The 20993-nt window shown below is 49.1% G+C and carries 21 protein-coding genes, 16 tRNA genes, 1 rRNA gene and 1 riboswitch; of the genes, 4 read left to right on the forward strand and 34 right to left on the reverse strand.

Annotated elements, in window-relative coordinates:
- Positions 1 to 51: 51 nt before the first annotated feature.
- From J2Z65_RS09110 to J2Z65_RS09125, 4 genes are all read right to left on the reverse strand, one after another.
- Positions 52 to 1113, reverse strand: a complete 1062-nt coding sequence (locus tag J2Z65_RS09110) for a sensor histidine kinase (protein WP_167062582.1) — start codon at positions 1111 to 1113, stop codon at positions 52 to 54.
- A gap of 25 nt (positions 1114 to 1138) precedes the next feature.
- Positions 1139 to 1801 (reverse strand): cell wall-active antibiotics response protein LiaF, encoded by a 663-nt coding sequence (gene liaF, locus J2Z65_RS09115; RefSeq protein WP_167062585.1) that lies wholly within the window; start codon positions 1799 to 1801, stop codon positions 1139 to 1141.
- Between the two features lie 186 nt (positions 1802 to 1987).
- A complete protein-coding gene (locus J2Z65_RS09120; protein WP_167062588.1) occupies positions 1988 to 2620 on the reverse strand; it encodes a PspA/IM30 family protein in 633 nt (210 codons plus the stop codon).
- Positions 2621 to 2648: 28 nt separating this feature from the next.
- Positions 2649 to 2954 carry a LiaF transmembrane domain-containing protein gene (locus tag J2Z65_RS09125; RefSeq protein WP_167062591.1) on the reverse strand — a complete coding sequence of 102 codons (306 nt, stop codon included), beginning with the start codon at positions 2952 to 2954 and terminating at the stop codon, positions 2649 to 2651.
- A 164-nt stretch (positions 2955 to 3118) separates the two neighbouring features.
- A riboswitch (cyclic di-AMP (ydaO/yuaA leader) is annotated at positions 3119 to 3271 on the forward strand.
- A gap of 12 nt (positions 3272 to 3283) precedes the next feature.
- On the opposite strand from J2Z65_RS09125, the gene J2Z65_RS35205 reads away from it, so the two are divergent.
- A complete protein-coding gene (locus tag J2Z65_RS35205) occupies positions 3284 to 4078 on the forward strand; it encodes a stalk domain-containing protein (protein WP_338111745.1) in 795 nt (264 codons plus the stop codon).
- Between the two features lie 113 nt (positions 4079 to 4191).
- Here the strand turns inward: J2Z65_RS35205 and J2Z65_RS09135 are convergent, their stop codons facing one another.
- Positions 4192 to 5382, reverse strand: a complete 1191-nt coding sequence (locus J2Z65_RS09135; RefSeq protein WP_167062594.1) for a GNAT family N-acetyltransferase — start codon at positions 5380 to 5382, stop codon at positions 4192 to 4194.
- A gap of 175 nt (positions 5383 to 5557) precedes the next feature.
- On the opposite strand from J2Z65_RS09135, the gene J2Z65_RS09140 reads away from it, so the two are divergent.
- Positions 5558 to 5659, forward strand: coding sequence for a sporulation protein YjcZ (locus tag J2Z65_RS09140; protein WP_145666491.1), 102 nt, complete (start codon positions 5558 to 5560; stop codon positions 5657 to 5659).
- 93 nt (positions 5660 to 5752) lie between these two features.
- On the opposite strand, the gene J2Z65_RS09145 is transcribed toward J2Z65_RS09140, so the two are convergent.
- The 10 genes from J2Z65_RS09145 to J2Z65_RS09190 form a co-directional block, all read right to left on the reverse strand.
- On the reverse strand, positions 5753 to 7021 hold the full coding sequence (locus tag J2Z65_RS09145) for a molybdopterin molybdotransferase MoeA (RefSeq protein ID WP_338111738.1): 1269 nt from the start codon (positions 7019 to 7021) through the stop codon (positions 5753 to 5755).
- A gap of 22 nt (positions 7022 to 7043) precedes the next feature.
- Positions 7044 to 8048: a GTP 3',8-cyclase MoaA gene (moaA, locus tag J2Z65_RS09150; protein ID WP_167062600.1), complete on the reverse strand. Its 1005-nt coding sequence runs from the start codon at positions 8046 to 8048 to the stop codon at positions 7044 to 7046.
- An 88-nt stretch (positions 8049 to 8136) separates the two neighbouring features.
- Complete coding sequence (mobA, locus tag J2Z65_RS09155) at positions 8137 to 8751, reverse strand: molybdenum cofactor guanylyltransferase (RefSeq protein WP_167062603.1); 615 nt, start codon at positions 8749 to 8751, stop codon at positions 8137 to 8139.
- Complete coding sequence (locus tag J2Z65_RS09160; RefSeq protein WP_167062606.1) at positions 8748 to 9392, reverse strand: MOSC domain-containing protein; 645 nt, start codon at positions 9390 to 9392, stop codon at positions 8748 to 8750. Before J2Z65_RS09160 ends, mobA begins: the two co-directional genes overlap by 4 nt.
- Positions 9393 to 9487: 95 nt before the next feature.
- On the reverse strand, positions 9488 to 10816 hold the full coding sequence (locus J2Z65_RS09165) for a molybdopterin-dependent oxidoreductase (protein ID WP_167062609.1): 1329 nt from the start codon (positions 10814 to 10816) through the stop codon (positions 9488 to 9490).
- Positions 10817 to 11449: 633 nt separating this feature from the next.
- Positions 11450 to 12391 carry an ATP-binding protein gene (locus J2Z65_RS09170; protein ID WP_167062612.1) on the reverse strand — a complete coding sequence of 314 codons (942 nt, stop codon included), beginning with the start codon at positions 12389 to 12391 and terminating at the stop codon, positions 11450 to 11452.
- Positions 12392 to 12495: 104 nt separating this feature from the next.
- Positions 12496 to 13218: a response regulator transcription factor gene (locus J2Z65_RS09175; RefSeq protein ID WP_167062615.1), complete on the reverse strand. Its 723-nt coding sequence runs from the start codon at positions 13216 to 13218 to the stop codon at positions 12496 to 12498.
- 91 nt (positions 13219 to 13309) lie between these two features.
- Positions 13310 to 13771 carry a DUF2269 family protein gene (locus J2Z65_RS09180; RefSeq protein ID WP_167062618.1) on the reverse strand — a complete coding sequence of 154 codons (462 nt, stop codon included), beginning with the start codon at positions 13769 to 13771 and terminating at the stop codon, positions 13310 to 13312.
- Positions 13772 to 13966: 195 nt separating this feature from the next.
- A complete protein-coding gene (locus J2Z65_RS09185) occupies positions 13967 to 15202 on the reverse strand; it encodes an MDR family MFS transporter (RefSeq protein ID WP_167062621.1) in 1236 nt (411 codons plus the stop codon).
- A 108-nt stretch (positions 15203 to 15310) separates the two neighbouring features.
- Entirely contained in the window at positions 15311 to 15694 is a 384-nt protein-coding gene (locus tag J2Z65_RS09190; protein WP_167062624.1) for a hypothetical protein, read from the reverse strand.
- A gap of 233 nt (positions 15695 to 15927) precedes the next feature.
- Here J2Z65_RS09190 and J2Z65_RS09195 point away from each other — a divergent pair, with 233 nt between their 5' ends.
- Entirely contained in the window at positions 15928 to 16722 is a 795-nt protein-coding gene (locus tag J2Z65_RS09195) for an alpha/beta fold hydrolase (protein WP_167062627.1), read from the forward strand.
- Here the strand turns inward: J2Z65_RS09195 and J2Z65_RS09200 are convergent.
- The gene (locus J2Z65_RS09200) at positions 16712 to 17926 is read right to left on the reverse strand and encodes an ROK family protein (protein WP_240159845.1); all 1215 of its coding nucleotides are present in this window, start codon (positions 17924 to 17926) and stop codon (positions 16712 to 16714) included. The two genes, J2Z65_RS09195 and J2Z65_RS09200, sit on opposite strands and share 11 nt — an antisense overlap.
- A gap of 74 nt (positions 17927 to 18000) precedes the next feature.
- Positions 18001 to 18768: a class I SAM-dependent methyltransferase gene (locus tag J2Z65_RS09205; RefSeq protein WP_240159846.1), complete on the reverse strand. Its 768-nt coding sequence runs from the start codon at positions 18766 to 18768 to the stop codon at positions 18001 to 18003.
- A 186-nt stretch (positions 18769 to 18954) separates the two neighbouring features.
- Here J2Z65_RS09205 and J2Z65_RS09210 point away from each other — a divergent pair, with 186 nt between their 5' ends.
- Positions 18955 to 19059 (forward strand): YjcZ family sporulation protein, encoded by a 105-nt coding sequence (locus J2Z65_RS09210; protein ID WP_167062630.1) that lies wholly within the window; start codon positions 18955 to 18957, stop codon positions 19057 to 19059.
- A 230-nt stretch (positions 19060 to 19289) separates the two neighbouring features.
- On the opposite strand, the gene J2Z65_RS09215 is transcribed toward J2Z65_RS09210, so the two are convergent.
- From J2Z65_RS09215 to J2Z65_RS09295, 17 genes are all read right to left on the reverse strand, one after another.
- Positions 19290 to 19368, reverse strand: a tRNA-Leu gene (locus J2Z65_RS09215).
- Positions 19369 to 19388: 20 nt separating this feature from the next.
- Positions 19389 to 19477: transfer RNA gene (locus J2Z65_RS09220), tRNA-Leu, on the reverse strand.
- 11 nt (positions 19478 to 19488) lie between these two features.
- Positions 19489 to 19562: transfer RNA gene (locus tag J2Z65_RS09225), tRNA-Cys, on the reverse strand.
- 10 nt (positions 19563 to 19572) lie between these two features.
- Positions 19573 to 19647, reverse strand: a tRNA-Gly gene (locus J2Z65_RS09230).
- 14 nt (positions 19648 to 19661) lie between these two features.
- Positions 19662 to 19733: transfer RNA gene (locus tag J2Z65_RS09235), tRNA-Gln, on the reverse strand.
- Between the two features lie 22 nt (positions 19734 to 19755).
- A tRNA-His gene (locus J2Z65_RS09240) sits at positions 19756 to 19828 on the reverse strand.
- Between the two features lie 25 nt (positions 19829 to 19853).
- Positions 19854 to 19927, reverse strand: a tRNA-Trp gene (locus tag J2Z65_RS09245).
- A 12-nt stretch (positions 19928 to 19939) separates the two neighbouring features.
- Positions 19940 to 20021: transfer RNA gene (locus tag J2Z65_RS09250), tRNA-Tyr, on the reverse strand.
- Positions 20022 to 20058: 37 nt separating this feature from the next.
- Positions 20059 to 20134 (reverse strand) — tRNA-Thr (locus J2Z65_RS09255).
- Between the two features lie 16 nt (positions 20135 to 20150).
- Positions 20151 to 20226 (reverse strand) — tRNA-Phe (locus J2Z65_RS09260).
- 20 nt (positions 20227 to 20246) lie between these two features.
- Positions 20247 to 20323 (reverse strand) — tRNA-Asp (locus tag J2Z65_RS09265).
- Positions 20324 to 20334: 11 nt separating this feature from the next.
- Positions 20335 to 20411: transfer RNA gene (locus J2Z65_RS09270), tRNA-Met, on the reverse strand.
- Between the two features lie 55 nt (positions 20412 to 20466).
- Positions 20467 to 20539: transfer RNA gene (locus tag J2Z65_RS09275), tRNA-Val, on the reverse strand.
- Positions 20540 to 20554: 15 nt separating this feature from the next.
- Positions 20555 to 20629, reverse strand: a tRNA-Glu gene (locus J2Z65_RS09280).
- A 17-nt stretch (positions 20630 to 20646) separates the two neighbouring features.
- Positions 20647 to 20738 (reverse strand) — tRNA-Ser (locus J2Z65_RS09285).
- A 3-nt stretch (positions 20739 to 20741) separates the two neighbouring features.
- Positions 20742 to 20817 (reverse strand) — tRNA-Asn (locus J2Z65_RS09290).
- Between the two features lie 79 nt (positions 20818 to 20896).
- A 23S ribosomal RNA gene (locus J2Z65_RS09295) occupies positions 20897 to 20993 on the reverse strand; the annotation flags it as partial.

Here is a 20993-nt window from a genome sequence, read left to right on the forward strand (position 1 = left end):
AAAACTGTTTGTCCCCTTTAACTGCACAACCCGCAATCCAGAACCAACCGGTTATACACTTTCCGCAGCATCCGTCGCAAGAATTGGAACACGAATCTCGATGCGCGTACCTCGATCAGGCGCTGTAATAATATCAACGGAGCCGCCAATTTCGTTAACCCGCTCCTTCATGGATACGATACCGTAGGACGTGAGCTTCTTCGCATCCAGTTCAAAACCTACACCGTCATCGCGAATCGCCAGACGAACGCCGTCAGGGCGGTGCAGCAGCTTGACCTCCAGCTTGTTCGCTTTGGAATGACGCAGGGCATTCGAGAGCGCCTCCTGCACAATACGGAATAAATGATCCTCGATTCCTTTATTCAAACGAATTTCTTCGTCCATATCCCAAGTTATCGCCATCGGCACCTTAGCCGCTAGCTCCTTAAGCAGTTCTACAAGCCCTTCGGACAAACGCTTCCCTTCCAAATGGATCGGTCTTAAATGCAGCAGCAGCGCCCTCATCTCCGATTGCGCAACAGAGGCCATCTCCTCGATCAGATGTATTTGACGTTTGGCCTTCTCGAAATCCCTGTCTAACGTCCGGCCTACCGCCGTTGCGGTCATGGAAATCGCGAACAGCTGCTGGCTTACCGCATCATGCAGTTCCCGCGCCAACCGCTGCCTTTCTTCAATTACCGCTGAAAGCTTTGCCTTCTCCGCAAGCTCGGCGTTATTATTCGATAAACGCTGCAGCGAAGTAACCTGCTCTTCCCACCGTTTCATAATGCGGCCCAACTGCTCGCCAAGACGTCCGATTTCGTCTTCACCGTTCTGAAAGCCTTCCCGGGTAAACGTCCCTTTTTCCAGCAAAATCATCGTTTCCATGAGCGGTTCAAGCCGGCGTGTAATCCGTGAGCTGTTCCAATAACCGTAGCCTGCGCCAATACCGCCGATGACGACAATCGCCATGAAAACGAATTTCACACCCTCCTGCCAGCTCGTAAACGGGGTGATCAAATTGCGTGAATTCATAAAATAAATAATAGCGCCAAATACAAAAAAACTAAAAATTATCGATTCAGCCATACTGCGCCATATCATATTCGTTAATCTTCGTTTATAGCCGTCCAATATGCGCTGAACCTCCTCTGCAGTGTTACATCACTTTGATTTTAATATCTCCTACGATATAAGAAAGCACTAGTTTCACACGGTGATCGCAGCTCTCATAATTGGACGACTGCCAATGCAATTTGTTCATTACGCCCGACTCGCGTTCACTTGCGACCTGGATTTGGCCGAATGTGACCGAGGCTGCAACCGAAATTCCGATATCATCCGGTACTTTTATATCAACATCTCCTACTACACCTTGCAGGATGACTGTTGTTTCTTTTTGCTCCAAAATCGCGAGCGAGAGGTCGATGTAAGTCTCCCCAATAATGTACCACGTCGAGCTATTCCTCAAGATCCAAGGCTCACGCCCGAGACGGACGCTATCCATTAGCTTCTGCTTCTGAATATAGGTGTCATCTTTATGCACTTGCTTAGAACGTATGAAAAAGAATCCTAGCGAGATCAGCACAATCGAGAAAACGATCGTAATATGGTCGCCAAACAGAATCACAGCCCCCACGCCGATGAGCACAAAGCCTTTACGCTCTTTGCGGGAGCGGACCCGATGAATGCCCAGCAAGACGAGGATGATCGCAAGAATGGGAAAAAAGCCTATCGTATGATCCAGAAGCAAAAAAAGACCGGCGCCAATCAGCACTAGGGCTGTATTCCGGTTGCGGTTGTTTTTGGTTTCTTCTCCCATCGCTGCACCTCCTCTGGCTGCTGATTAAATCGTTCATTTAGATTCCTAGCATACCATAAGAATGGACAGCCTCCAAGATGCAAATCGATGCAAATCCTTGCCCAGCAAGGATTTAGCACAAATGCGGAGGCTTGAACCACCGGCTGCGCCGCAAGCATGCCGGCGCAGCACCGCCCAGCGCGGCAGCTACTTCTTGCCGCGCGTCTCCTTCTCTTCGCTGAAGCGCTGCTCGCGCCAATCTTGCTGGAGCTTGCGCAGCTCCTGCTGGAGATTGCCGCCAGCCTCCTTCAGCGTCTCACGCGACACGCGCCCCGCGACGCGGAGGCCCTGCAGCGCTTCCCGGCCGAGCTCGCGGCCGGCCACTTCCAGCTCGCGCCAAGCGTCGCGAGCTTCTTCCTTCGACGGCCCGCTGCGCGGCTGTCCGTTTCCTGCTGCGCGCCCGGCACGCAGCGCAGCAAGCTCATCTGCGAGCGCCAGGCAGACGTCCTGGCTGCTCGCGTACTGCGCGCGGTACTGCTCGCAAGCGGCCTCCTCGCGCAGCTTCTCCTGCAGCGCTAGGCGTGCCAGCTCTTCGTCGCCGGCGCGCATCGCCAGCTCGGCTTGCTCGGCGCGCAGCTGTGCCATTTCCTCCGCGTTGACGCTTTGCCTGCGCAGTTCGATTGTTCGCTGCAGCGCTTCCTCGTAGCGCTGCTCCAGTTCGGCAATGCCGCGCGTCGCTGCTCCTGAATGGCAGCCTCCCCGCTCATGCAGGTCCAGCTTGTTTGCCGCTTCCTGCCAGGCCATCTCCGCTGCTTTACCAATCCGATTGAATACGCTCATTATGCCACACCCCCTAATTTCCTATCGATTATAGTTTGAATTGCGCCGAGTCGTTTTGGTTCTTCAGCAGGCGATAGCCGTAATACATTAACCACACGGCAAATACAATTGCGAGTAGTCCGGACAACTTTGTCATTAATACCAAAGCGCCGATCCCAAAAATAACCCAACCTATTTTCTTTCCATTTCTTATTCCTACATAACCGAGCCCTACCATAGCCACGGGAATCAACAACCCCATTACGTGCAGATGCATGCCTACTTGATGCACACCGATGAGAAAGCCTACTGTTATTAAAATCAAAGCCCAACTTTTCGATCGATTCATGCTCATTTACCGCAACCGCCCTTCGCATATTCTTCATGCTTCTATCGTAGCCGAAATGGATATCGGCCAAAACGGACTCCCGACTGTTTTTGTACCTAGACCTAAGTCCAGTACCCGCTAAGACCGCTATCCATATTTTGGGCGTTGTTACTCTTATTCTATCAATGATAGAATATTTGAAGCCGAGTCCGGTGCACAGACAAAGTGCCGGTACGGGGGACGATTTAAATGGGGTGAATATTTGCTCTGCATGCAGAGCAGACTAGGGAGAACCTTCTTCCCGAACCCGTCAACTAACCTCGGAGGCTCATTTGAAGGAGGATTACCAATTGCATATGTTAACAAAAGGGTTAGCTTGCCTTGCTGTGTCCGCCACAGTTTTGGCAGGGGGCTTTCTTTCCCCATTTACGGCGCATGCCCATGCCGCCGAGAGTATGGACGTGAAAGTTCAAGTCAATGATGACCTGGTTCAATTTCCCGATGCACAGCCATTTCTGGATGGCAATCATTCTACACAAGTACCGATCCGTTTCGTAACAGAGAAGCTGGGTTACGATGTACAATGGCAAAAGGAAGGCGACCAAATCAAGGTAACACTTAACAATGACAAGCATTCCATTACTTTAGTTTCAGGTGAAAAAGAAGCCGAAATCGATAGCACACGTGTCGAGATGGACACACATGCCGAGTACCAAAATGGACGTGTATATGTGCCTCTTCGTTTTCTAAGCAAAGCTTCCGACATTCCCGTTCAGTGGGACGCAAGCAGCAAACTAGCGATTCTAAGTAAAGACGGCAATCACCACGCGCCGGATTATGAGTTATTTGAATCAACAGCCTACTCGGCAGATCCGTCTGAGAACGGTGGTTTTGGAGCTTTGGATTACTTGGGTAATCCATTAACTGTCGGAACCGTCGCTGTAGATCCATCTGTCATTCCACTTGGGTCTAAGCTCTATATCGAAGGATATGATTTCAATGGTCTTCCGCAAGGCGGCATGTATGCTTACGCAACAGATACAGGCAGCTCCATCAAAGGCAAACGCGTTGATATCTTCGTTCCGGGCTCCAAGCAATCCTTAAGCAAGTTTGGCTTCCAAACCGTAAAAGTTTATAAACTAAACCCGTGATGATCACGGGTTTTTTAATTTTCACCGCAGCAGCCCGAATCCCATGCGAAAGACTGTCAAGGAAAATCGCCCTGACAGTCATTTTAGGTTTGAAGTAAATCGGTAAGCATCCTTTAAAAGAAATCCGCCAAATAAGTCGTCCGCTTTGGAATAGCAGCTTCCAACCGCGAAATAGGCTCCTGCGAACCTTGAAGCCGCTCTATGCGAGCCAGAAAGCCAGCCTTTTGATAGCCCATGAACAGCGCTGTAAGCGTTTGAATGCTGCAGTTCACTAGAAGCTCCTCTGCCGGCAGCTCGCCCTCAGCCAGCTTTGTTACTTGTGCTTTTTCCCCGCTGCCCGTGAAGTTTAGACAATAAACGCCGTTGTTCCAATCCGCATGCGGGTCCGAAATGCGCAGATAGACGGGTTCAGCTGCCTTACGCGTTGCAAACACATACTGCGCCAGAAAGGCTTCAACATCTACAATTCGGGCTGAGAAATACGTAATTTTCTCTTGCTTGAACTTAGGGTCGTGCACCAAGAATGGAAGCTGATCATCCAAGGGCGCTTTGACCTCAACTTTGGTAATCATGGAATCATGATCCGCTATGAATTTCCACAAGCCGCGCCTTGCGTCCTCATCCAGAAACACCATTTCATGAATGGTCGCCGTATACTCTTTTATATGATAAAAAACATACCCGGTCCGCTCACCATGTGCATTCTCATAAAGAGCTACCATACCGCTTTTGTGTTTAAAATATTTGTTGTTCCACCAATCAGCATCCCGCTCCAGCATTCCGTTAAACCGCAAAGCATGCTGCACGTAAATCGGATTCAAAAGCTCCCAGTTCCTTGTCACACGAATGATCGAACTGCCCTCAGAAGCTTGAAACTTTGGAAGTTTATCCACAGGTATTTCATATTTCAGATAATCGATGTATGTCTCCCAGCCATATTTCCGATAAAACTCGAATTTAAATGGCGCCAGAAAGGATAGCGTCTGCCCTTGTTCCTTCATCACCTTGAGCGCTTGAAGCAGCAGCTTCGCAACCATCCCGTTGCGCCTGTACTCCGGCCATGTCGCTACTCCCGCAATGCCGCCCATGGCAAAGCGCTGGCCATTCAGCCACGTATGAAACGGTAAAAGATGGAGTTTCGCTGCTAACTTTTCCTGAACGAAGCAGCCCCAAATTTGTTTCGGATCCGTTAAACGGGATCGCTCAGCTTGTTCCTCAGCGCTCAACTCATATTGAAAAGCAAACTGGGATAATGCGAAGCTTTCCGATATCTCCTGTGGCTGCAATGTACGAATTTCATTCATATGTATCACCTCAAGTACAATTATACTTGATAATCAATTGCGCTACCTAGAGCCTATTTAGGCTCTTTCAATAATAAATCAGGGCATACGTCCAATCAACGAATGTCTCTGAATCATATGATGTGATGTATAGTGAATCAACCCACTTAAATCATTCAGAACCGGAGGGGATACTATGTCATATGCAGCTGGTTGCGGAACTGGTTACGGATCCGTTGGTGTTGTTCTTGTCCTTTATGTTTTGCTCGTCATCATCTTGGCAACTTTCGCTATCTAATCCGTGCTAATCTTCCAACCTGACTAATCCAGGTAAAGGGGCCTACCTGCAGCAGCTTCTTCCAAAGAAGCTGAGTGACAGGTAGGCCCCAATTTATTGGATAGGATAAATAAGTACACGTTCGTCTTTAGCAAAACCTTTGCCTCCGGCAGGCAGTTGAATCAAACAGTCCGCATCTTTAATGGAAACCATAATGCTGGATTTATCGATGCCTGCGGGTCTTACCCTCAAACAGCCAGTCTCCGCATGTGTTGTCCCTCTCACATACCGGGGATAAGCCGAGCCTTTATCGTAAGACACATCTAAAAATGCCGTAATGGCTTCTTGGAAGGGTGTTTGACAGCCCGCCATCGCTTTAATCAGCGGCTTCGCAAATAGCTCAAAGCCTACGAACGATGCGCCCGGATTACCGGAGAGCGCCAGCAGCAGCCTATTCTCCCATAGAGCTGCGCTCGTCGGAGTGCCTGGCCGCATCGCCACTTTATTAAAAAGCAGCTTTCCTGTAAAACGTCCAAACAAATCCACCAGAACATCATGGTCACCAACGGAGACACCCCCGGAGGTGAGGATAAGGTCGACTTTGGCTAATGTCTCCAGCAGCGCCGATTCCACCTCTTCCGCATCATCCGACAGCGCCTGCATAATGATCGCTTCTCCACCTGCCGCTTCTACTTGTGCAGCAAGCATATAGCTGTTACTGTTGCGAATTCGTCCAGGCTGCAGAGCGTCCTCAACATTTAATAGCTCTGAGCCTGTTGAGAAAATAGCGACCTTCGGTTTACGGTACACAGAAACAAAGGAGTAGCCGAAGGTGGCTAATATTGCTGCTTCTCCAGGTCCAATCTGTGAACCTTGCTCCAGCAATAATTCCTTCATTCGTATTTCCCCGGCAATAGGAGTAATATTACTCCCGAAGGATACATGTTTCTTAATGTTTACATGAGATGAATTTAGTCCTGTATCATCTAAGGGCAAGGCATCCGTCATCTCCAGCATGACCACACAATCCGCGCCATCCGGAACCGGAGCGCCCGTCATGATACGCGCGGCTAATCCCGAATAAACCTTGAACTTAGGTACAGTACCGCTTGGAATCTGCTCAATGATACGTAATTCAACAGGATTCTCCGGTGTGGCCTGCTCAATATCTGCAGCGCATACCGCATACCCGTCTACACCGGATCTGCGAAAATGAGGAACGGGATGATCGGCATAGATATCCTCAGCCAGACGCCTGCCGAATGCGGCAGATAGCGGCACAGATTCAATTTCGGTATGTTTTACATATTCGGAAAGCAAGCTCCTTGCTTCTTCGACCGAAATGACTTTTCGCCCAAATTTAAGATTTGTATCGCTGTTCACTAACGTCTGTTCCTCCCATGAGCTAACCGCCAATTTGCGACATCCGGCGAAGTGTTGGTGTATGAGACTGTGCTTCATTAAGCAGGGCTTGCGCCATCTCATGATTTTGAGGCTTAATATCCAAGGCACGGAAGAAAAGGTCTTCCATAGCCGCATCATTCCCGATGTATGTTCGAACGTTAAATTCATCTGACCAATATAAGCACGGTTTCACATTGCCGTCAGCTGTAATTCGCAGCCGATTGCATGTCTCGCAGAAATGGTCGCTGATCGGGTGAATAAGGCCGAATGAACCAAGTGCCCCTTCAATCCAGTAGTTTTGAGCAGGTCCATTCCCATAAACCGCGTCCGATGCTACAGCATTCCATCCCTTTTCCTTGCAGCGATCCAGTACGGTGGTCAAAGGCAGATAGCGGCTTTTCCAGGCCTCATCTTGATGGCCGATCGGCATATATTCTATAAATCGAACTTGAATCGGACGGTCCAACGTCATTTGTAAAAAATCTTCAATTTCGTCATCATTCATACCCTTCATGAGAACGACGTTCAACTTAATCGGGGTGATGCCTACACGGTAAGCTTCTTCAATACTAGCCAGAACACGATTGATATCGCCGCCTCTGGTGATTAGTGAGAACCTGTCGGCCTTTAAAGAGTCCAAGCTAATATTTACACGGGTTAATCCTGCTGCACGAAGCTTCTCGGCTCTTGAAGCAAAATAAATCCCATTTGTAGTCAACGCGATGTCTTCAATCCCGGGTATTCGGGATAGCATTCCAATCAACACTTCCAGGTTTTTACGCACAAGTGGCTCTCCACCGGTTAATCTCAGCTTACGAACACCTAATCCAGCGAGCACACGAACAACTTCGGTGATCTCCTCGAACGTGAGAAGTTTGTCATCCGGTTCAAATTCCATTCCTTCTTCGGGCATACAATAGACGCAGCGGAGATTACATCGATCGGTAACCGAAATTCGCAAGTAATCGTGCATCCGTCCAAAACGATCCATCAGCAGCTTCGGCATGAGGTTCACCTTCTCTCTATCCCCATTATGGCATATTTTATAACTAAAACCTAGATTCCTTGACGATCACTATCTGGAAAAATAGTCCCTAAGTAAGATTATCTAACATAGCGTTATACTCTTCCGGCGTATTCACATTTGTAACGAACTGAGTCGGCAGATGATGATTTTCAAAAAAAACATTTTCCGCCGGCAGCCAGTCGATATGATCCAGCAAACCCATCAACCGATATTTCTCCTGCTTCAATAGCACCTCGGCTTCGGAACCGACCAGTCTGGAGTAAATCCCATGAAGAGGATGGACTTTTCCCTCCAATACAGGAATGACGGCGTCAACATTCGCCTCTTGGCACCACTGAGCCATAGCAGCGGCGGCTTCTGACGAAAGAAACGGCATATCACAGCCAACAATCCACAGAAACTCATGGCTAGCGGCCTGTGCGGCTGCATGGATACCGCTTAATGGACCTTTCTGCACATAATAGTCTGACACCAATTGTACATTCATCGTAGAGGGCATTGACTCGATAAGAGGTATAAACGCCTCAGATTCGTTCGCTACAACAATAATCTGATTACAGATCTTGGACATCTCCTTTAGCTGCCTAAGAAGTATAGGCTGACCTTCCACGGGAAGAAGCGCCTTCCGGTTTCCGCCCATACGGCGATTGAGCCCCCCAGCCAAAATAACGCCTGTCATCATGTCGCCAGCTCCGCCAATCGTTTCTCGAAAGATTTCTTCCAGCTCTCAGATAAGGCTTTTGTCTCGGCGAGACGCTGAGCCCCATCCTTACTCTTTTTATCGTGATATTTGATCTGATTGGCATAAGCTAGAGTTACACCCGCCTCATCTTTGGCGACAAGTTTCACGCGGGATTCTTTAGAAATGAACCCTTCTTGTAAGACCCTGAAATAAAAGCCGGTAAAGCCTGTTTCTTGCATTTGCAGCGGTGTTTGGACCCACTCCAGGCGCTTCGCCACCTTAAAACAAGGTTGACGCGGCTGCGAGACTTGAACGATGACATCGTCAATCGCATAAATGTCACCAATGCAAACCTCCGCCTCCAGAAAGCCGCGGACTGTTAAATTCTCACCAAATGCACCCGCTTCCAGTTTGCGGCCAAGCACTCCTTCCCAATAAGCATAATGCTCTTCGGGATACACGCAAAGCGCCTTATCAACGCCGCCATGCACCGTCAAATCCGCTTGCCCGTCTCCATCCAACTGCGTTTTCGATACATACAAAGAGGAGCTGACCGGGAATTTATATATTCCTGTGACCAGCTCTTTGCCTTGATATTGAATTGTTTGGGGCTTCCCCACGTTAACCGATACGATTTCCATCGCTTTATTCCTCACTTCCAAGCTGGCTTCTTAGCCATAACTATACCAAAATCCGCTCGGAAAGTCAGTTTCGGCTTCTTGCCATTCCTATCGCTTTAAGCGTTATTCGATCTATCCACCCAAGCGTCGTTATCGTAGCCCCTAACTTCCCAGTACCCCATATGCTCCTTCTCGATGAGCTCAATCCCTTGGAGCCATTTAACGGACTTGTATGCATACATCTGCGGCACAATCAGCCTGACAGGCCCCCCCAATTTTTGAGGAATAGGTTTGCCGTCCAGCAGCACAGCCACCATAATATCATCCCCGCCAGCCTGCTCCAACGACAGCGCATCGGTATACACTTTGTCGCCAGAGTAAAATTTCACATACTTAGCCTTGGACTGCACACCTGCTGCCGCTAACAGCTGCTTGAGCGGGATTCCCTCCCACGTACAGTTATAAATAGACCAACCCGTTACACAATGGAAATTACTAACCTGTACGGTTCGTTTCAGCTTCAGGAACTCTTCCCAGTTCCATACACTTGGTTTATCAACAAGACCGGAAATGGCGAATTGCCATGTCTCCGAGGAAAAAGCCGGAATTTCCGTCACCGTATAAATACGGAAATTCCCCTGCGCTCCTCCGCCGACAACAGCAGCGGAGTCTGGCAGCGGTGCAGGCGGCGGCAGCATGCTGTTGCCGTCCCCTGCAACATATTCGGCGGTCGCAGAGCCGCCGTTGTCGAAGGCGCCTTTTATCCAGCGATAAAAGGCGGGACCGACCGCGATCACAATCACGAGTCCTGCGGCAATCCGCAGGAACGAAGCGCGTGTGATCGGTGACTCCTTCAGCGCGGCGATAACCGCCTGCGCAGCGGAGCGCTCAGCCGTGGCATCCGTGGCCGCCACGGGATCTTTCGCCGCCGCCGGCTGCGCGGCCGGCGGTTTCGCAGCGGCAGCCGCAGCGGCTTGCTCCAGCCGCTGCTGGCGCTTCAGCCATCGGCTGCGCGAGATGGCGTGGTACACGGCATACGGCACTCCGACCCAGGTGAGCAGATCATGGAGGAGGAGTGCCGTGTTGTTCCAGGCTGGCGGCAGATGACGGAACTGCCACAGGATGACCCCGGACGCTGCCCAGCCAGCCAGCAGCGCCAGCACGAACACCAGATTCGCGCGTTGATTGCGGCGCGCGCGAATCTGGCGCCAATGCTTGCGAATCATTGGTGCGTAAAGAGCGATGAGCAGAATAGAAGCGACGCCTAAATAAATGTGCAGCTGCTTGAGCGTCACTCGAAAGCTTCCCAAATCTCCGCGAATGGCGCCTATGCTAAGCACGATGCCTGTTATCGTCAGCAGCATGAGAATCCAGGCATTCCAACTATGTATAGCGTTCAGACGCTTGCCAAAAGATTGCTTTAACCAACCTCTTTTCGATTCCATACGTCCACATCCTATTCAATCGAGAGTTATAGCTCTAATCATAACGTACAAATCTTAAATAAAGCTTACAAACTGCTAATATTTCTAGAGGCATGCGCTCCCTTATATTTGTTTCCATTCCTGCTATCCCAACGGCGCCAAGATTACTTCAGCTTCTACACGCTACCATCCTTTCTCTTCGTTACTGAGCCACAGGGATAGTGGACATAGCTCCTTCGTGCAACAGGGACAGTAGGCGTTGTTCTTCCCTGCCACGGGGATTGTGGATTTAGCTCTTCCCGCTTCATTGCCCAAGAAGATTGTACCGGACACCCACCAATCAAGCGTATAATCGCTTACAACGCCTCTATCCAACTTGCCTGTGTTCATGGACAAGCATATCTGAAGATCCATCCGGATTAAGGGAACCTCATTCCTTTATTTAGTGGTAATGCCCCATTTCGATGGTTTAAAGGGCAACTAGCTACAGGATCTTATTTCACCGTAATCGATCAAATTTGTGTCCAGATGGCGAAATAACGTACCATAGTTCCCCTTCCCTCACCAAAAGGGCTGCTTTTGGCAATATAGCGCCCTCTAGTTCCCCTACCCGCCCACGAGGTGTTGAGACTTCATCCTCCTTAAGCAGGTATGTCATTCATAAATAGGAATGGTAAACCAGAATGTGCTGCCACGTCCCTCGACTTGGCCCGCTCGACTCACGACCCCAATCGTTCCTCCATGCAGTTGAACAATCGATTTTGCTATCGCCAATCCGAGCCCGGCGCCTCCGCTTACACGCGTTCTTGATGGGTCTGATCGATAGAAGCGGTCAAATATTTTATCCATATCCTTTTCCTCAATACCGATACCTTGATCCTGAACGTACAGCTTTAGATACGGCCCGGACACTTTCTCCGCCTTAATTGCAATGCTCCCGCCAATAGGAGAGTGTCGAATGGCATTTCCCAAAATGTTAGCAAGCACCCGCTTCATTTCCTGAGGCATGATGTTCACTGGCGGCAAGTACTCGGGCAGGTCTACGTTTACATTTAGCCGCTTCTCCTCCAGCTGAAAAGCTAAGCTTTGCAAACCATCTACTAGCAGTTGATCGACATGATACGGCTCAGGTGCAAAATCCGCTCCGCCCGCGTCCAGCTGAGAGAGCCTAAATAGCTCCTGGATGAGAGCGTCTAGTCTTCCTGTCTCCAAACGGATCGTTCGGAGGTAGCGCTCGAAGGTCGCTTTGTCCTGAATCACATCGTCTTCCAAAGCTTCAACGAAAGCTTGTATAGAAGCCATCGGTGTTCTCAGATCATGAGATACATTAGCCACAAGCTCTTTGCGGGAAGCCTCGGCTGTTCGTAATTTTTCGAAGCTGTCTTTCAGTTTGCCGCTCATGCGATTGAATTGACCGGCAAGTCTTTGGAATTCAGCCGGTCCAAGCAGGGGCACCTGCCCTTCAAAATGGCCCTCTGAAATACGAGTCGTTTCTTGTGTAATGGTATGAATGGCTTTCTCAAGAGGGCGCGTCATGATATAGTGAATCCCCATGGATACGACAGCCGCACCTAAGGTGAAGCTTGTCAGGAGCACGACGTCCTTCCAATGAAGAAGCATATAATGATAGCAAATAAAAAGCGACAGCAAGATAATACCCGTACTCACGCCGCTTGCGATGAACAAATAGTTGCGAAGTTTCAGGATGGCTCCCTCCCTTCGAACTTATAGCCGATGCCCCATACGGTTTTTATATAGCGTGGCTGGGACGGATTCTGCTCAATTTTCTCTCTTAATCGGCGAATATGGACGGTGACAGTCGTTGTATCCCCGTAGTAATCAATATCCCAAATTTTGCTCAGCAATTGGTTTCGCGAGAAGACTTGTTCCGGATGGGCCGCGAACAAATGAAGCAGTTCAAATTCTTTTACGGTCAGCTCGATGTCTTTATCGTTAATGCGGACACTGCGATACAGCACGTTGATCTCAAGGCCCGGGTATCTCAGAATATGCGCCGGCAGGACTGCCTCCGTATTCGCCGCTGTCTCTGACTGGGTACGCTGTAGTCTGCGCAAAATTCCTTTTGCTCGCAGCACGAGCTCCCGTGGGGAGAATGGCTTCGTCAAGTAGTCATCCGCCCCCATGGTAAGTCCCGTCAGCCGGTCCATTTCGTCTCCTAGTGCTGTCAGCATGATGATGGGAACGTCCTGCTCATTGCGGATTTCTTCACATACTTGCCATCCGTTTTTGCCCGGCATCATTAAATCCAGCACAATCAACTGCGGTTGATATTGCCGCCACTTACGAATCGCTTCATCACCATTTGGAGCTGAAATAACTTGATACCCTTCCCTCTGCAAATAAACGGTGCACACATCTATAATATTCGGTTCATCATCTACAACAAGAACGATTGCCCCCATACGTCATACCTCCTCAAGCTAGTATAAGTATACCTTATCCCATTGAAATGAAGCTTACATATGTATTACAAAACAACAAAAGCCCAGCATGTTACATGCCAGGCTTCCATATCATCAACACCAAAGAAAGGAGTGGAAGAATTGTGCCAATCGTTCCATAGATATCCCATTTTCTCGAGACATGTTGATACGCTTCTGTCTGCTTTCCAATCCGCACCGATTCTTCACTGTAGCGAATCATTTTTCTTTGCAGCGGCAGGAGAATGAAGAGCCATAACAGACCCGATATTGAAAATAATAATAAAGCAGCCGTCAACCAGTTCCATTCCATGAAGGAGTACCCTCGTTTGGCCGTCATTAAAAATCCCGGAACGAGCAGCAGCACAATACCAGGTAGGGTAAACACATAATCGGCGAGCATAATGTTTTTGACGGTAAGATGTATCGTCGTCAGATCCTGCTTTCCGTAATGGGCCCTTACTTTCCAAAACGCTCCTGTCACAATATTACCCAGAAACAATACAGCGCCTAACACATGCAAAAACAATAGCATTCCTAATCACTCCCTCTAATAGATCTTCTCTTGTATTCATTGTAGACTTTCCCCGTCACCCTGTAAGGTGAGCAAGGTCATCGCACATTGGTGACCTAAGTCATTTTGTTGAAAAACAGTCGTAAAAACACAAAAACCGCAAAAAGGCAGATGCCTTAAAGCGGTTCTGTTCCACGTTTGATAACTAATTGAAATCTAAGCCTGCAAAGCACCCTCAATGGCGAGCTCTTCCTGCTTGCGATTTAAACTTCGGATATATCTCGTCTGGGCGATGCCGGCAACCACAAGGATGACCCCGAGAATGGCGAACATCATCTTTCCGCCATAGTGGCTGAACACCAATCCTCCCAATATAGGGCCAATAGCGCGTGACAGCTGCCAATTCATTCCGAAAACGGAGAAATACAAGCCTCTGTGCTCCTCCGGGGCAATCACCGAAATGACTTTTTGAATATGCGGGCCGTTCAACATTTCACCAATGGTAAATAAAAATTCAACGAAAAGCAGGACAGCAAGGAAAGGAACGAATCCATAGCCGATGGATACCACCGCAAACAGTGTGTACGAAACTGCCACGACTATATAAGCAGGAACGTGCTCTGTTCGTTTTGCGATCCACAGCTGTAAGGCTATAACTACACATCCGTTAAAAGTAATGATGGTCGCGAATACCGACTTATAATTTTCAAAATTTTGCTGTAAATGCAGCGGGAATGTTGACTCCACTTGCGCATATAACAGGGATACCGGCATGGCGAGGAAAGTGATCCATAGCAGCGATTTATGCTCCGACCATTTAATTTTGACTTTGCTCTTCGCAAAAATCTGTTCCTCATTCCTTTTTATAGGCATCGTCTCCGGAACCTTCCATACAACCAGCCCTGCATAAGCAAACAGTGTAATCGAACAAGCCAGAAAAATAATCGTCGGATTCAGAGTAAACAACAGCAACCCAAGAAGCGGTCCGAACGCCGATCCCATATTTAAAGCAGTATGCAGCAAAGCGAACACTTCAGCCCGCTTCTGCTCCGGCACAACATCCGATATCTGAGCATTGGCGGCAGGTCCGAACATCGCATGACCAATTCCGTTAACAATGGAAATAAGGGCAAACTCCCAAACATGGCTGGCAAAGATGTACCCACCAATAGCAAAAGCCTGAATAATGAGCGCTGCAAGCATCATCGGCTTCCTTCCGTACTTATCGCTCAGGCTGCCGGCATACAAGTTTACGAATATTCCGCATAAGGGCTGCAAGCCTACTATTAACATCGATAAGAAGACTGAGCCATCCAACTTGTCGTACAAGTAGAAGACCAGATAAGGTCTCATCATAAATCCGGCCAATGAAGTCAGAATCGTTCCTACGACTCGAACCCAAATCGCAGTGTCATACTTGCTAATCAGTGAAAAGAAAGGAATTCTATGCATATGACCTCCTATATGGCTTTGCTCCTCTCATTTTAGAAGGATTTGGGCAAAAGAAAAAGGTAAAATCTCGTTATAACGGATTTCACCTTTTATGTACTTCCTGTTTCTTTACCCTCCGATACGAATTTTTCGGTAAGTATCGATAAATGATAGGACATCTACGCGTTTCCCCCTCTTTTTCGCTACTCGGGCCATCTTCACTAGCGTTGTCCAGAATTCGTCGAGTACGGGAGATTCAAACTCATTCTCCTTAGGAGCTTGCGTTAGCTTGTGCTTGTTCGTATAAGAGGAGCCTTCATCTGAAATCAGATACTGAATCTGACTTTTTTTCCACTGCTCGCCGGTTATGTAGCTTACGCCGATTTCACGCATTTTTTTGCGCACGGATGTGACAGGCCGGGATAGTTCTCTGGCAATTACTACCGGAGGACATTCAGATGAAAGACGTTTTAATTTATCTAATTCTTGTGTGGACCAAGGTTTTTTAGTCATAACCATAACCTCACTTCATAAAATGAATGATTCGTAGTCGCTTTTATTGGTTAACAACGGGTATACTGAGAGAATAACAATGAAATGTTAGAGAAGTATGAGTTAACCATAATGAAAGTATGAAGACATAACTTTTTCGCTATTCCTCTCGTTTCTGTGACCTCGATACTACTATTTTGAGGAATTACCGGACTATTTGAGTGGAAAAATCCAATGATGGAGGGTGAAGACCAATGAAACATCATATTAACGGAGCAGAGCTGTACATAACGGAAAAGGGGCAAGGCGCACCAGTCATTTTGCTGCATGGTTTTCCTCTGGATCATCGTATGTGGCAAGCGCAAGTTGATGCTTTGTCGCAACATTATCGCGTGATTACTCCCGATTTACGAGGGATGGGACAATCGGATGTTCCTGCTGCGAACATTTCTATGGAGCAATACGCGGATGACATTTTGACCATGATGGACAAAATGGGCATACAAAAAGCCGCACTCGGCGGCTTCTCCATGGGTGGTTATGTGGCATTTGCGCTACTTCGCAAAGCACCTGAGCGGTTCACAGCGCTTCTCTTCGCGAACACCCGGCCGGAAGCAGACGGGCCGGAGGGGCGCAAGAACCGAATGAATATGTCGGCTGCCCTTTATGACAAAGGAGCTGGCGCGGCTAGAGACGCGATGCTGCCCAAGCTTCTCACCGAGCAGACTGCCAAAGATCAGCCTGGTCTCGTGGAGAACTTGAGCGCAGTTATGGCATCCATGCCTGCCGAAGGTCTTGTCCACGCCAGCCTGGCCATGGCGTTCCGTGCCGACTCCGTCGACCTTCTCGGCGCCATTTCCGTGCCGACGCTTGTCATCGCCGGCGAGCAGGATCCGATTGCACCGCCGGATGTGATGAAAAAGATGGCTGACGCGATCCGCGGAGCCAGCTTTCATGCCATCCCCTCGGCTTCGCATTTGGCGCCGATGGAGAAACCCGAGGCTTTCAACGCCCTGCTCCTTGAATTCCTGAAAGGCGCTACAGCCTAACAAGCTGGTCCATGACCATCACGGCTGCCCCCATGGCAAGGGCCTCTTCACCTAGCTGTCCCTTGCTGAAGACAACCTGATACGCGGGGTAGTAGTACGTTTTCCGAATCGCTACCTGCGTAGCGGTTTGGAAGAACAACTCCCCGCCCGCGATGAGCGGTCCCCCGAGGATCACCTTCTCGGGATGCAAAATATTTAACAAATTGGCAAGTCCGATGCCAAAATAGGTCGCAGCTTCCGCAATGATCTCCACGACAAGGGGATCATTTTTTTTGAGTGCCTCCAGCACCTGCGTGTAGGTCACCTGTTCGGGGTCCTCCACGAAATGCGTCAACATCGTGGAGCGGCCCTGTTTTAAGGCAGAACGTGCCGCCTTTTCAATCGCATACAAGGATGCGTATGACTCCAAGGCGCCGTAGTTTCCCGAAGCGTTACGGTGGGCTACCCCATCCGTCTGAATGATCATTTGCCCGACTGAGCCTTCCATGTCGACGGCACCATAGATCACCTTCCCTTCGGAGACCATGGAAGAGCGCAAACCAACTCCGGCATGAATGTAGAGCAGATGCTTGAAGCTCTGCGTACGCTGATGCCAGGATTCCGCCAAAATAGCTGTGTTGGCTCCGTTATCCAGCATCGCGGGAATGCCAAGCTCCTCAGACAGCAGCCTGCAGATCTCGACATGCTTCCACCCCTTGGCCTGGAAATAGGATGGCTCCAATATGGTGCCTGACAGCCTGTCCACGGGACCAACGGCGCCAATACCAATTCCGAGCAGCATCGACTTCACGATTCCGTGCCGCTCCAGCATACTATGCGCTTCTAGAACGATGAGGCGGATTAGAACTTCCGGTGTCATTTCCGCGGTCATTGTCCAGCTCCGGGAGTCTAGCTTGTTCATGCCCAAATCGACCAATACCAGCTTGGACAAGGTCCTGGAAATTTCTAGGCCAAATATAAACGCATAGGCCGAATTCTTTTCATAAAGAATCGGCCTACGCCCGCCTGTTGAAGCACCGAAGCCGGATTCAAGAATGAATCCTTGGCTCGTCAGCTCCTCCAGAAGCCGCGTCAACGTTGAGACGGTCATCCCGCTTTGCTCTAACAGCTCTGTCTTGGAGATCGTCGTCTGGCGACAAATCAACTCATAAATTTCTTTCGCTTTCCGGTTCGGAATGCGTTCCGCTATAACACCAGCATTCAAAAGAAACAGCCCCCAATGATAATCTTTCTCACCTACTTCGCCATTAGGGTGCCCAATTCCTGCCTTATCTTCATCTATTCCTTCGAGCCAATCATTAGCGTATACCCCATATAATGATGGTATTTATTCACCAATTCATCGTATCTGGCTGTGATCTGCCAAATCCTTGGGTCCATGAACGATTGCTTATCGGATAAGTGCACAGGATCCGGATGCTGAACTTGATCCTCGAACATCGTTAACGGGAAAGGGTGTATGCCTGAGAAGTCTACAGCAAATTTACTTCCTTCCAGCAGCTCCCGCCACTCATCCATACTATAAATTTTACTGACTCCATAGAAGCTGCACAGCGCCCGATGAACGCCAGGGGTCATATTTTTGACGCGTATCACTTCTCGGTCATAGAGCTTCCCTCCCGGCTTCAGCACTCGGTAGTACTCTGAAACCGCCTTTTGCGCATCTGCGAAATTCGTGACGGATTCGACCATTACCACATCAAATGCTCCATCTTCAAAAGGTAATTGACACACATCTCCCTCTTTAAAATCTACCTGAACCCCTTGCTTCTCTGCTCGTATGATAGCTTTCGCGATCATTTCCGGGCGGATATCAACCGCCGTCACTTCGCATCCTTGTTCCGCAAGGAAACAAGCCGTTCTTCCTGTGCCGCATCCGACCTCCAAAACTCGTTTCCCTTTCTCTATCGGGTATTTCTTCAATTGCTCCATGGTCTCTCCGAACCCGCCGGGATGCGCATTGCCTACCCCAAGCTTAGCTAACATATCTAGGTACTCGATAGCTCTTACACCTCCATAGTGGCAAATCATTTTCTTTTTTACCATATGGAGGGCTGCTATCTCTTGTTCAAACTCTGGATCGAATTTTCAAAAAAAGGCTCCTGCCTAAAGCATGTTTTTCAGCTTCGTCTAGGCTGATCACCCAGTCAAATAGAGACATATCACCATAGGATGTATAGTCTCTCATGGGAAGGCTGCCGAGAGCATTACTTACGATTGGGGGTGCCATCCATGGGTGTTGCTGCTGGTGTTGGTGTCGGTTATGGAACTTCCGCCGCTGCTATTCTCGTATTGTTCATCTTGCTCGTAATCGTAACGATGACTTACGCTTGGTAATTAACGATGCCTAATATTATCGGCACAAAAAAAGAAGGAGCTGCGGTTCATCCGAACCCGGCTCCTTCTGCCTGTTATTTCTTCGCAGCCCTAAAAAGACATCCAGCTGTTTTGGTATTTCAGTAAGGCTATGCATCCACATCGACCCAACCCGTATCCATTGCAGCATCATAGGATAAAAAAAGAAAAAGCTCATGAAATCAAATGATTTCATGAACTTCTACTCGTTATACCGGCAAGAGGACTCGAACCTCCACCCTTTCGGACTCGATTTTGAGTCGAGCGCGTCTGCCATTCCGCCATGCCGGCATATGAACTTGTAAAAACAATGGTGCCGAAGACCAGACTTGAACTGGTACGGTAGTCACCTACCGCAGGATTTTAAGTCCTGTGCGTCTGCCGATTCCGCCACTCCGGCTAATAAATTTGTGGAGGCGCCACCCAGACTCGAACTGGGGGTAAAGCTTTTGCAGAGCTCTGCCTTACCACTTGGCTATGGCGCCTTAGTAATAATGGAGCGGAAGACGGGAATCGAACCCGCGACCCTCGCCTTGGCAAGGCGATGCTCTACCGCTGAGCCACTTCCGCATAAAAGTATAATACTGGGGATCAAGGATTTGAACCTTGGCATGACGGAGTCAAAGTCCGTTGCCTTACCGCTTGGCTAATCCCCATTATCCTGATTTGGTAATAATGGGCGGACGACGGGACTTGAACCCGCGAATGCTGGATCCACAAACCAGTGCGTTAACCCCTTCGCCACGACCGCCACAATATTAAGTTTGTTACTTTATTGGCAGGGGCAGCAGGAATCGAACCCACACCAAAGGTTTTGGAGACCTTTGTTCTACCTTTAAACTATGCCCCTAGAAAAAGTAAATGGAGGCTGATGGATTCGAACCACCGAACTCGGAGAGAGCAGATTTACAGTCTGCCGTGTTTAGCCACTTCACTAAGCCTCCATGATAAAAACCTTACCGATTCCCCAATCAGGAAATCTGGTGCCGTCGAGAGGACTTGAACCCCCAACCTACTGATTACAAGTCAGTTGCTCTACCAGTTGAGCTACAACGGCATATAATGTTGTAAAATGGTGGCTCGGGACGGAATCGAACCGCCGACACGAGGATTTTCAGTCCTCTGCTCTACCGACTGAGCTACCGAGCCTTACATGATGTTGGTAATAATGGCGGAGCCGACGGGATTCGAACCCGCGGTCTCCTGCGTGACAGGCAGGCATGTTAGGCCTCTACACCACGGCTCCACATTCATTATTGGTTGCGGGGGCAGGATTTGAACCTGCGGCCTTCGGGTTATGAGCCCGACGAGCTACCGGGCTGCTCCACCCCGCGTCATTAAGTATAAGTCAGGAATTCTATTAAATCAAGCCTTCGTTAGAATTCATGATGGAGGCTGACGGGATCGAACCGCCGACCCTCTGCTTGTAAGGCAGATGCTCTCCCAGCTGAGCTAAGCCTCCATGAGAAATGCTTGATGGTGACCCGTAGGGGACTCGAACCCCTGTTACCTCCGTGAAAGGGAGGTGTCTTAACCACTTGACCAACGGGCCTTACTAGAAAGATATAGTGGCGGAGAGAGAGGGATTCGAACCCTCGAGACGCTTGTGACGCCTACACGATTTCCAATCGTGCTCCTTCGGCCAGCTCGGACACCTCTCCATATGGCTCCCCGAACAGGACTCGAACCTGTGACAACTCGATTAACAGTCGAGTGCTCTACCAACTGAGCTATCAGGGAATAAAAACAAACTTCATTTCAAGGATTATTCCTTGAAAACTAGATACGAAACTTGCGTAAAGTATTTCTCTTAGGGATTTTGGTTAAGCCCTCGACCGATTAGTATTCGTCAGCTGCATGCATTGCTGCACTTCCACCTCGAACCTATCAACCTCGTCGTCTACAAGGGGTCTTAC

Source organism: Paenibacillus aceris, from assembly GCF_017874035.1.
Taxonomy (GTDB): Bacteria; Bacillota; Bacilli; order Paenibacillales; family NBRC-103111; genus Paenibacillus_E; species Paenibacillus_E aceris.

Excerpts from the sequence above, each read along its gene's own strand:
- J2Z65_RS09125 (WP_167062591.1), bottom strand. The coding sequence starts at position 2,954 with ATGAGCATGAATCGATCGAAAAGTTGGGCTTTGATTTTAATAACAGTA.
- J2Z65_RS09180 (WP_167062618.1), bottom strand. The coding sequence starts at position 13,771 with ATGCTATTGTTTTTGCATGTGTTAGGCGCTGTATTGTTTCTGGGTAAT.
- liaF (WP_167062585.1), bottom strand. The coding sequence starts at position 1,801 with ATGGGAGAAGAAACCAAAAACAACCGCAACCGGAATACAGCCCTAGTG.
- J2Z65_RS09210 (WP_167062630.1), top strand. The coding sequence starts at position 18,955 with ATGGGTGTTGCTGCTGGTGTTGGTGTCGGTTATGGAACTTCCGCCGCT.
- J2Z65_RS09120 (WP_167062588.1), bottom strand. The coding sequence starts at position 2,620 with ATGAGCGTATTCAATCGGATTGGTAAAGCAGCGGAGATGGCCTGGCAG.
- J2Z65_RS09185 (WP_167062621.1), bottom strand. The coding sequence starts at position 15,202 with ATGCATAGAATTCCTTTCTTTTCACTGATTAGCAAGTATGACACTGCG.
- J2Z65_RS09160 (WP_167062606.1), bottom strand. The coding sequence starts at position 9,392 with ATGGAAATCGTATCGGTTAACGTGGGGAAGCCCCAAACAATTCAATAT.
- mobA (WP_167062603.1), bottom strand. The coding sequence starts at position 8,751 with ATGATGACAGGCGTTATTTTGGCTGGGGGGCTCAATCGCCGTATGGGC.
- moaA (WP_167062600.1), bottom strand. The coding sequence starts at position 8,048 with ATGCCGAAGCTGCTGATGGATCGTTTTGGACGGATGCACGATTACTTG.
- J2Z65_RS09140 (WP_145666491.1), top strand. The coding sequence starts at position 5,558 with ATGTCATATGCAGCTGGTTGCGGAACTGGTTACGGATCCGTTGGTGTT.
- J2Z65_RS09135 (WP_167062594.1), bottom strand. The coding sequence starts at position 5,382 with ATGAATGAAATTCGTACATTGCAGCCACAGGAGATATCGGAAAGCTTC.
- J2Z65_RS09165 (WP_167062609.1), bottom strand. The coding sequence starts at position 10,816 with ATGGAATCGAAAAGAGGTTGGTTAAAGCAATCTTTTGGCAAGCGTCTG.
- J2Z65_RS09175 (WP_167062615.1), bottom strand. The coding sequence starts at position 13,218 with ATGGGGGCAATCGTTCTTGTTGTAGATGATGAACCGAATATTATAGAT.
- J2Z65_RS09195 (WP_167062627.1), top strand. The coding sequence starts at position 15,928 with ATGAAACATCATATTAACGGAGCAGAGCTGTACATAACGGAAAAGGGG.
- J2Z65_RS09190 (WP_167062624.1), bottom strand. The coding sequence starts at position 15,694 with ATGACTAAAAAACCTTGGTCCACACAAGAATTAGATAAATTAAAACGT.
- J2Z65_RS09205 (WP_240159846.1), bottom strand. The coding sequence starts at position 18,768 with ATGGTAAAAAAGAAAATGATTTGCCACTATGGAGGTGTAAGAGCTATC.
- J2Z65_RS35205 (WP_338111745.1), top strand. The coding sequence starts at position 3,284 with ATGTTAACAAAAGGGTTAGCTTGCCTTGCTGTGTCCGCCACAGTTTTG.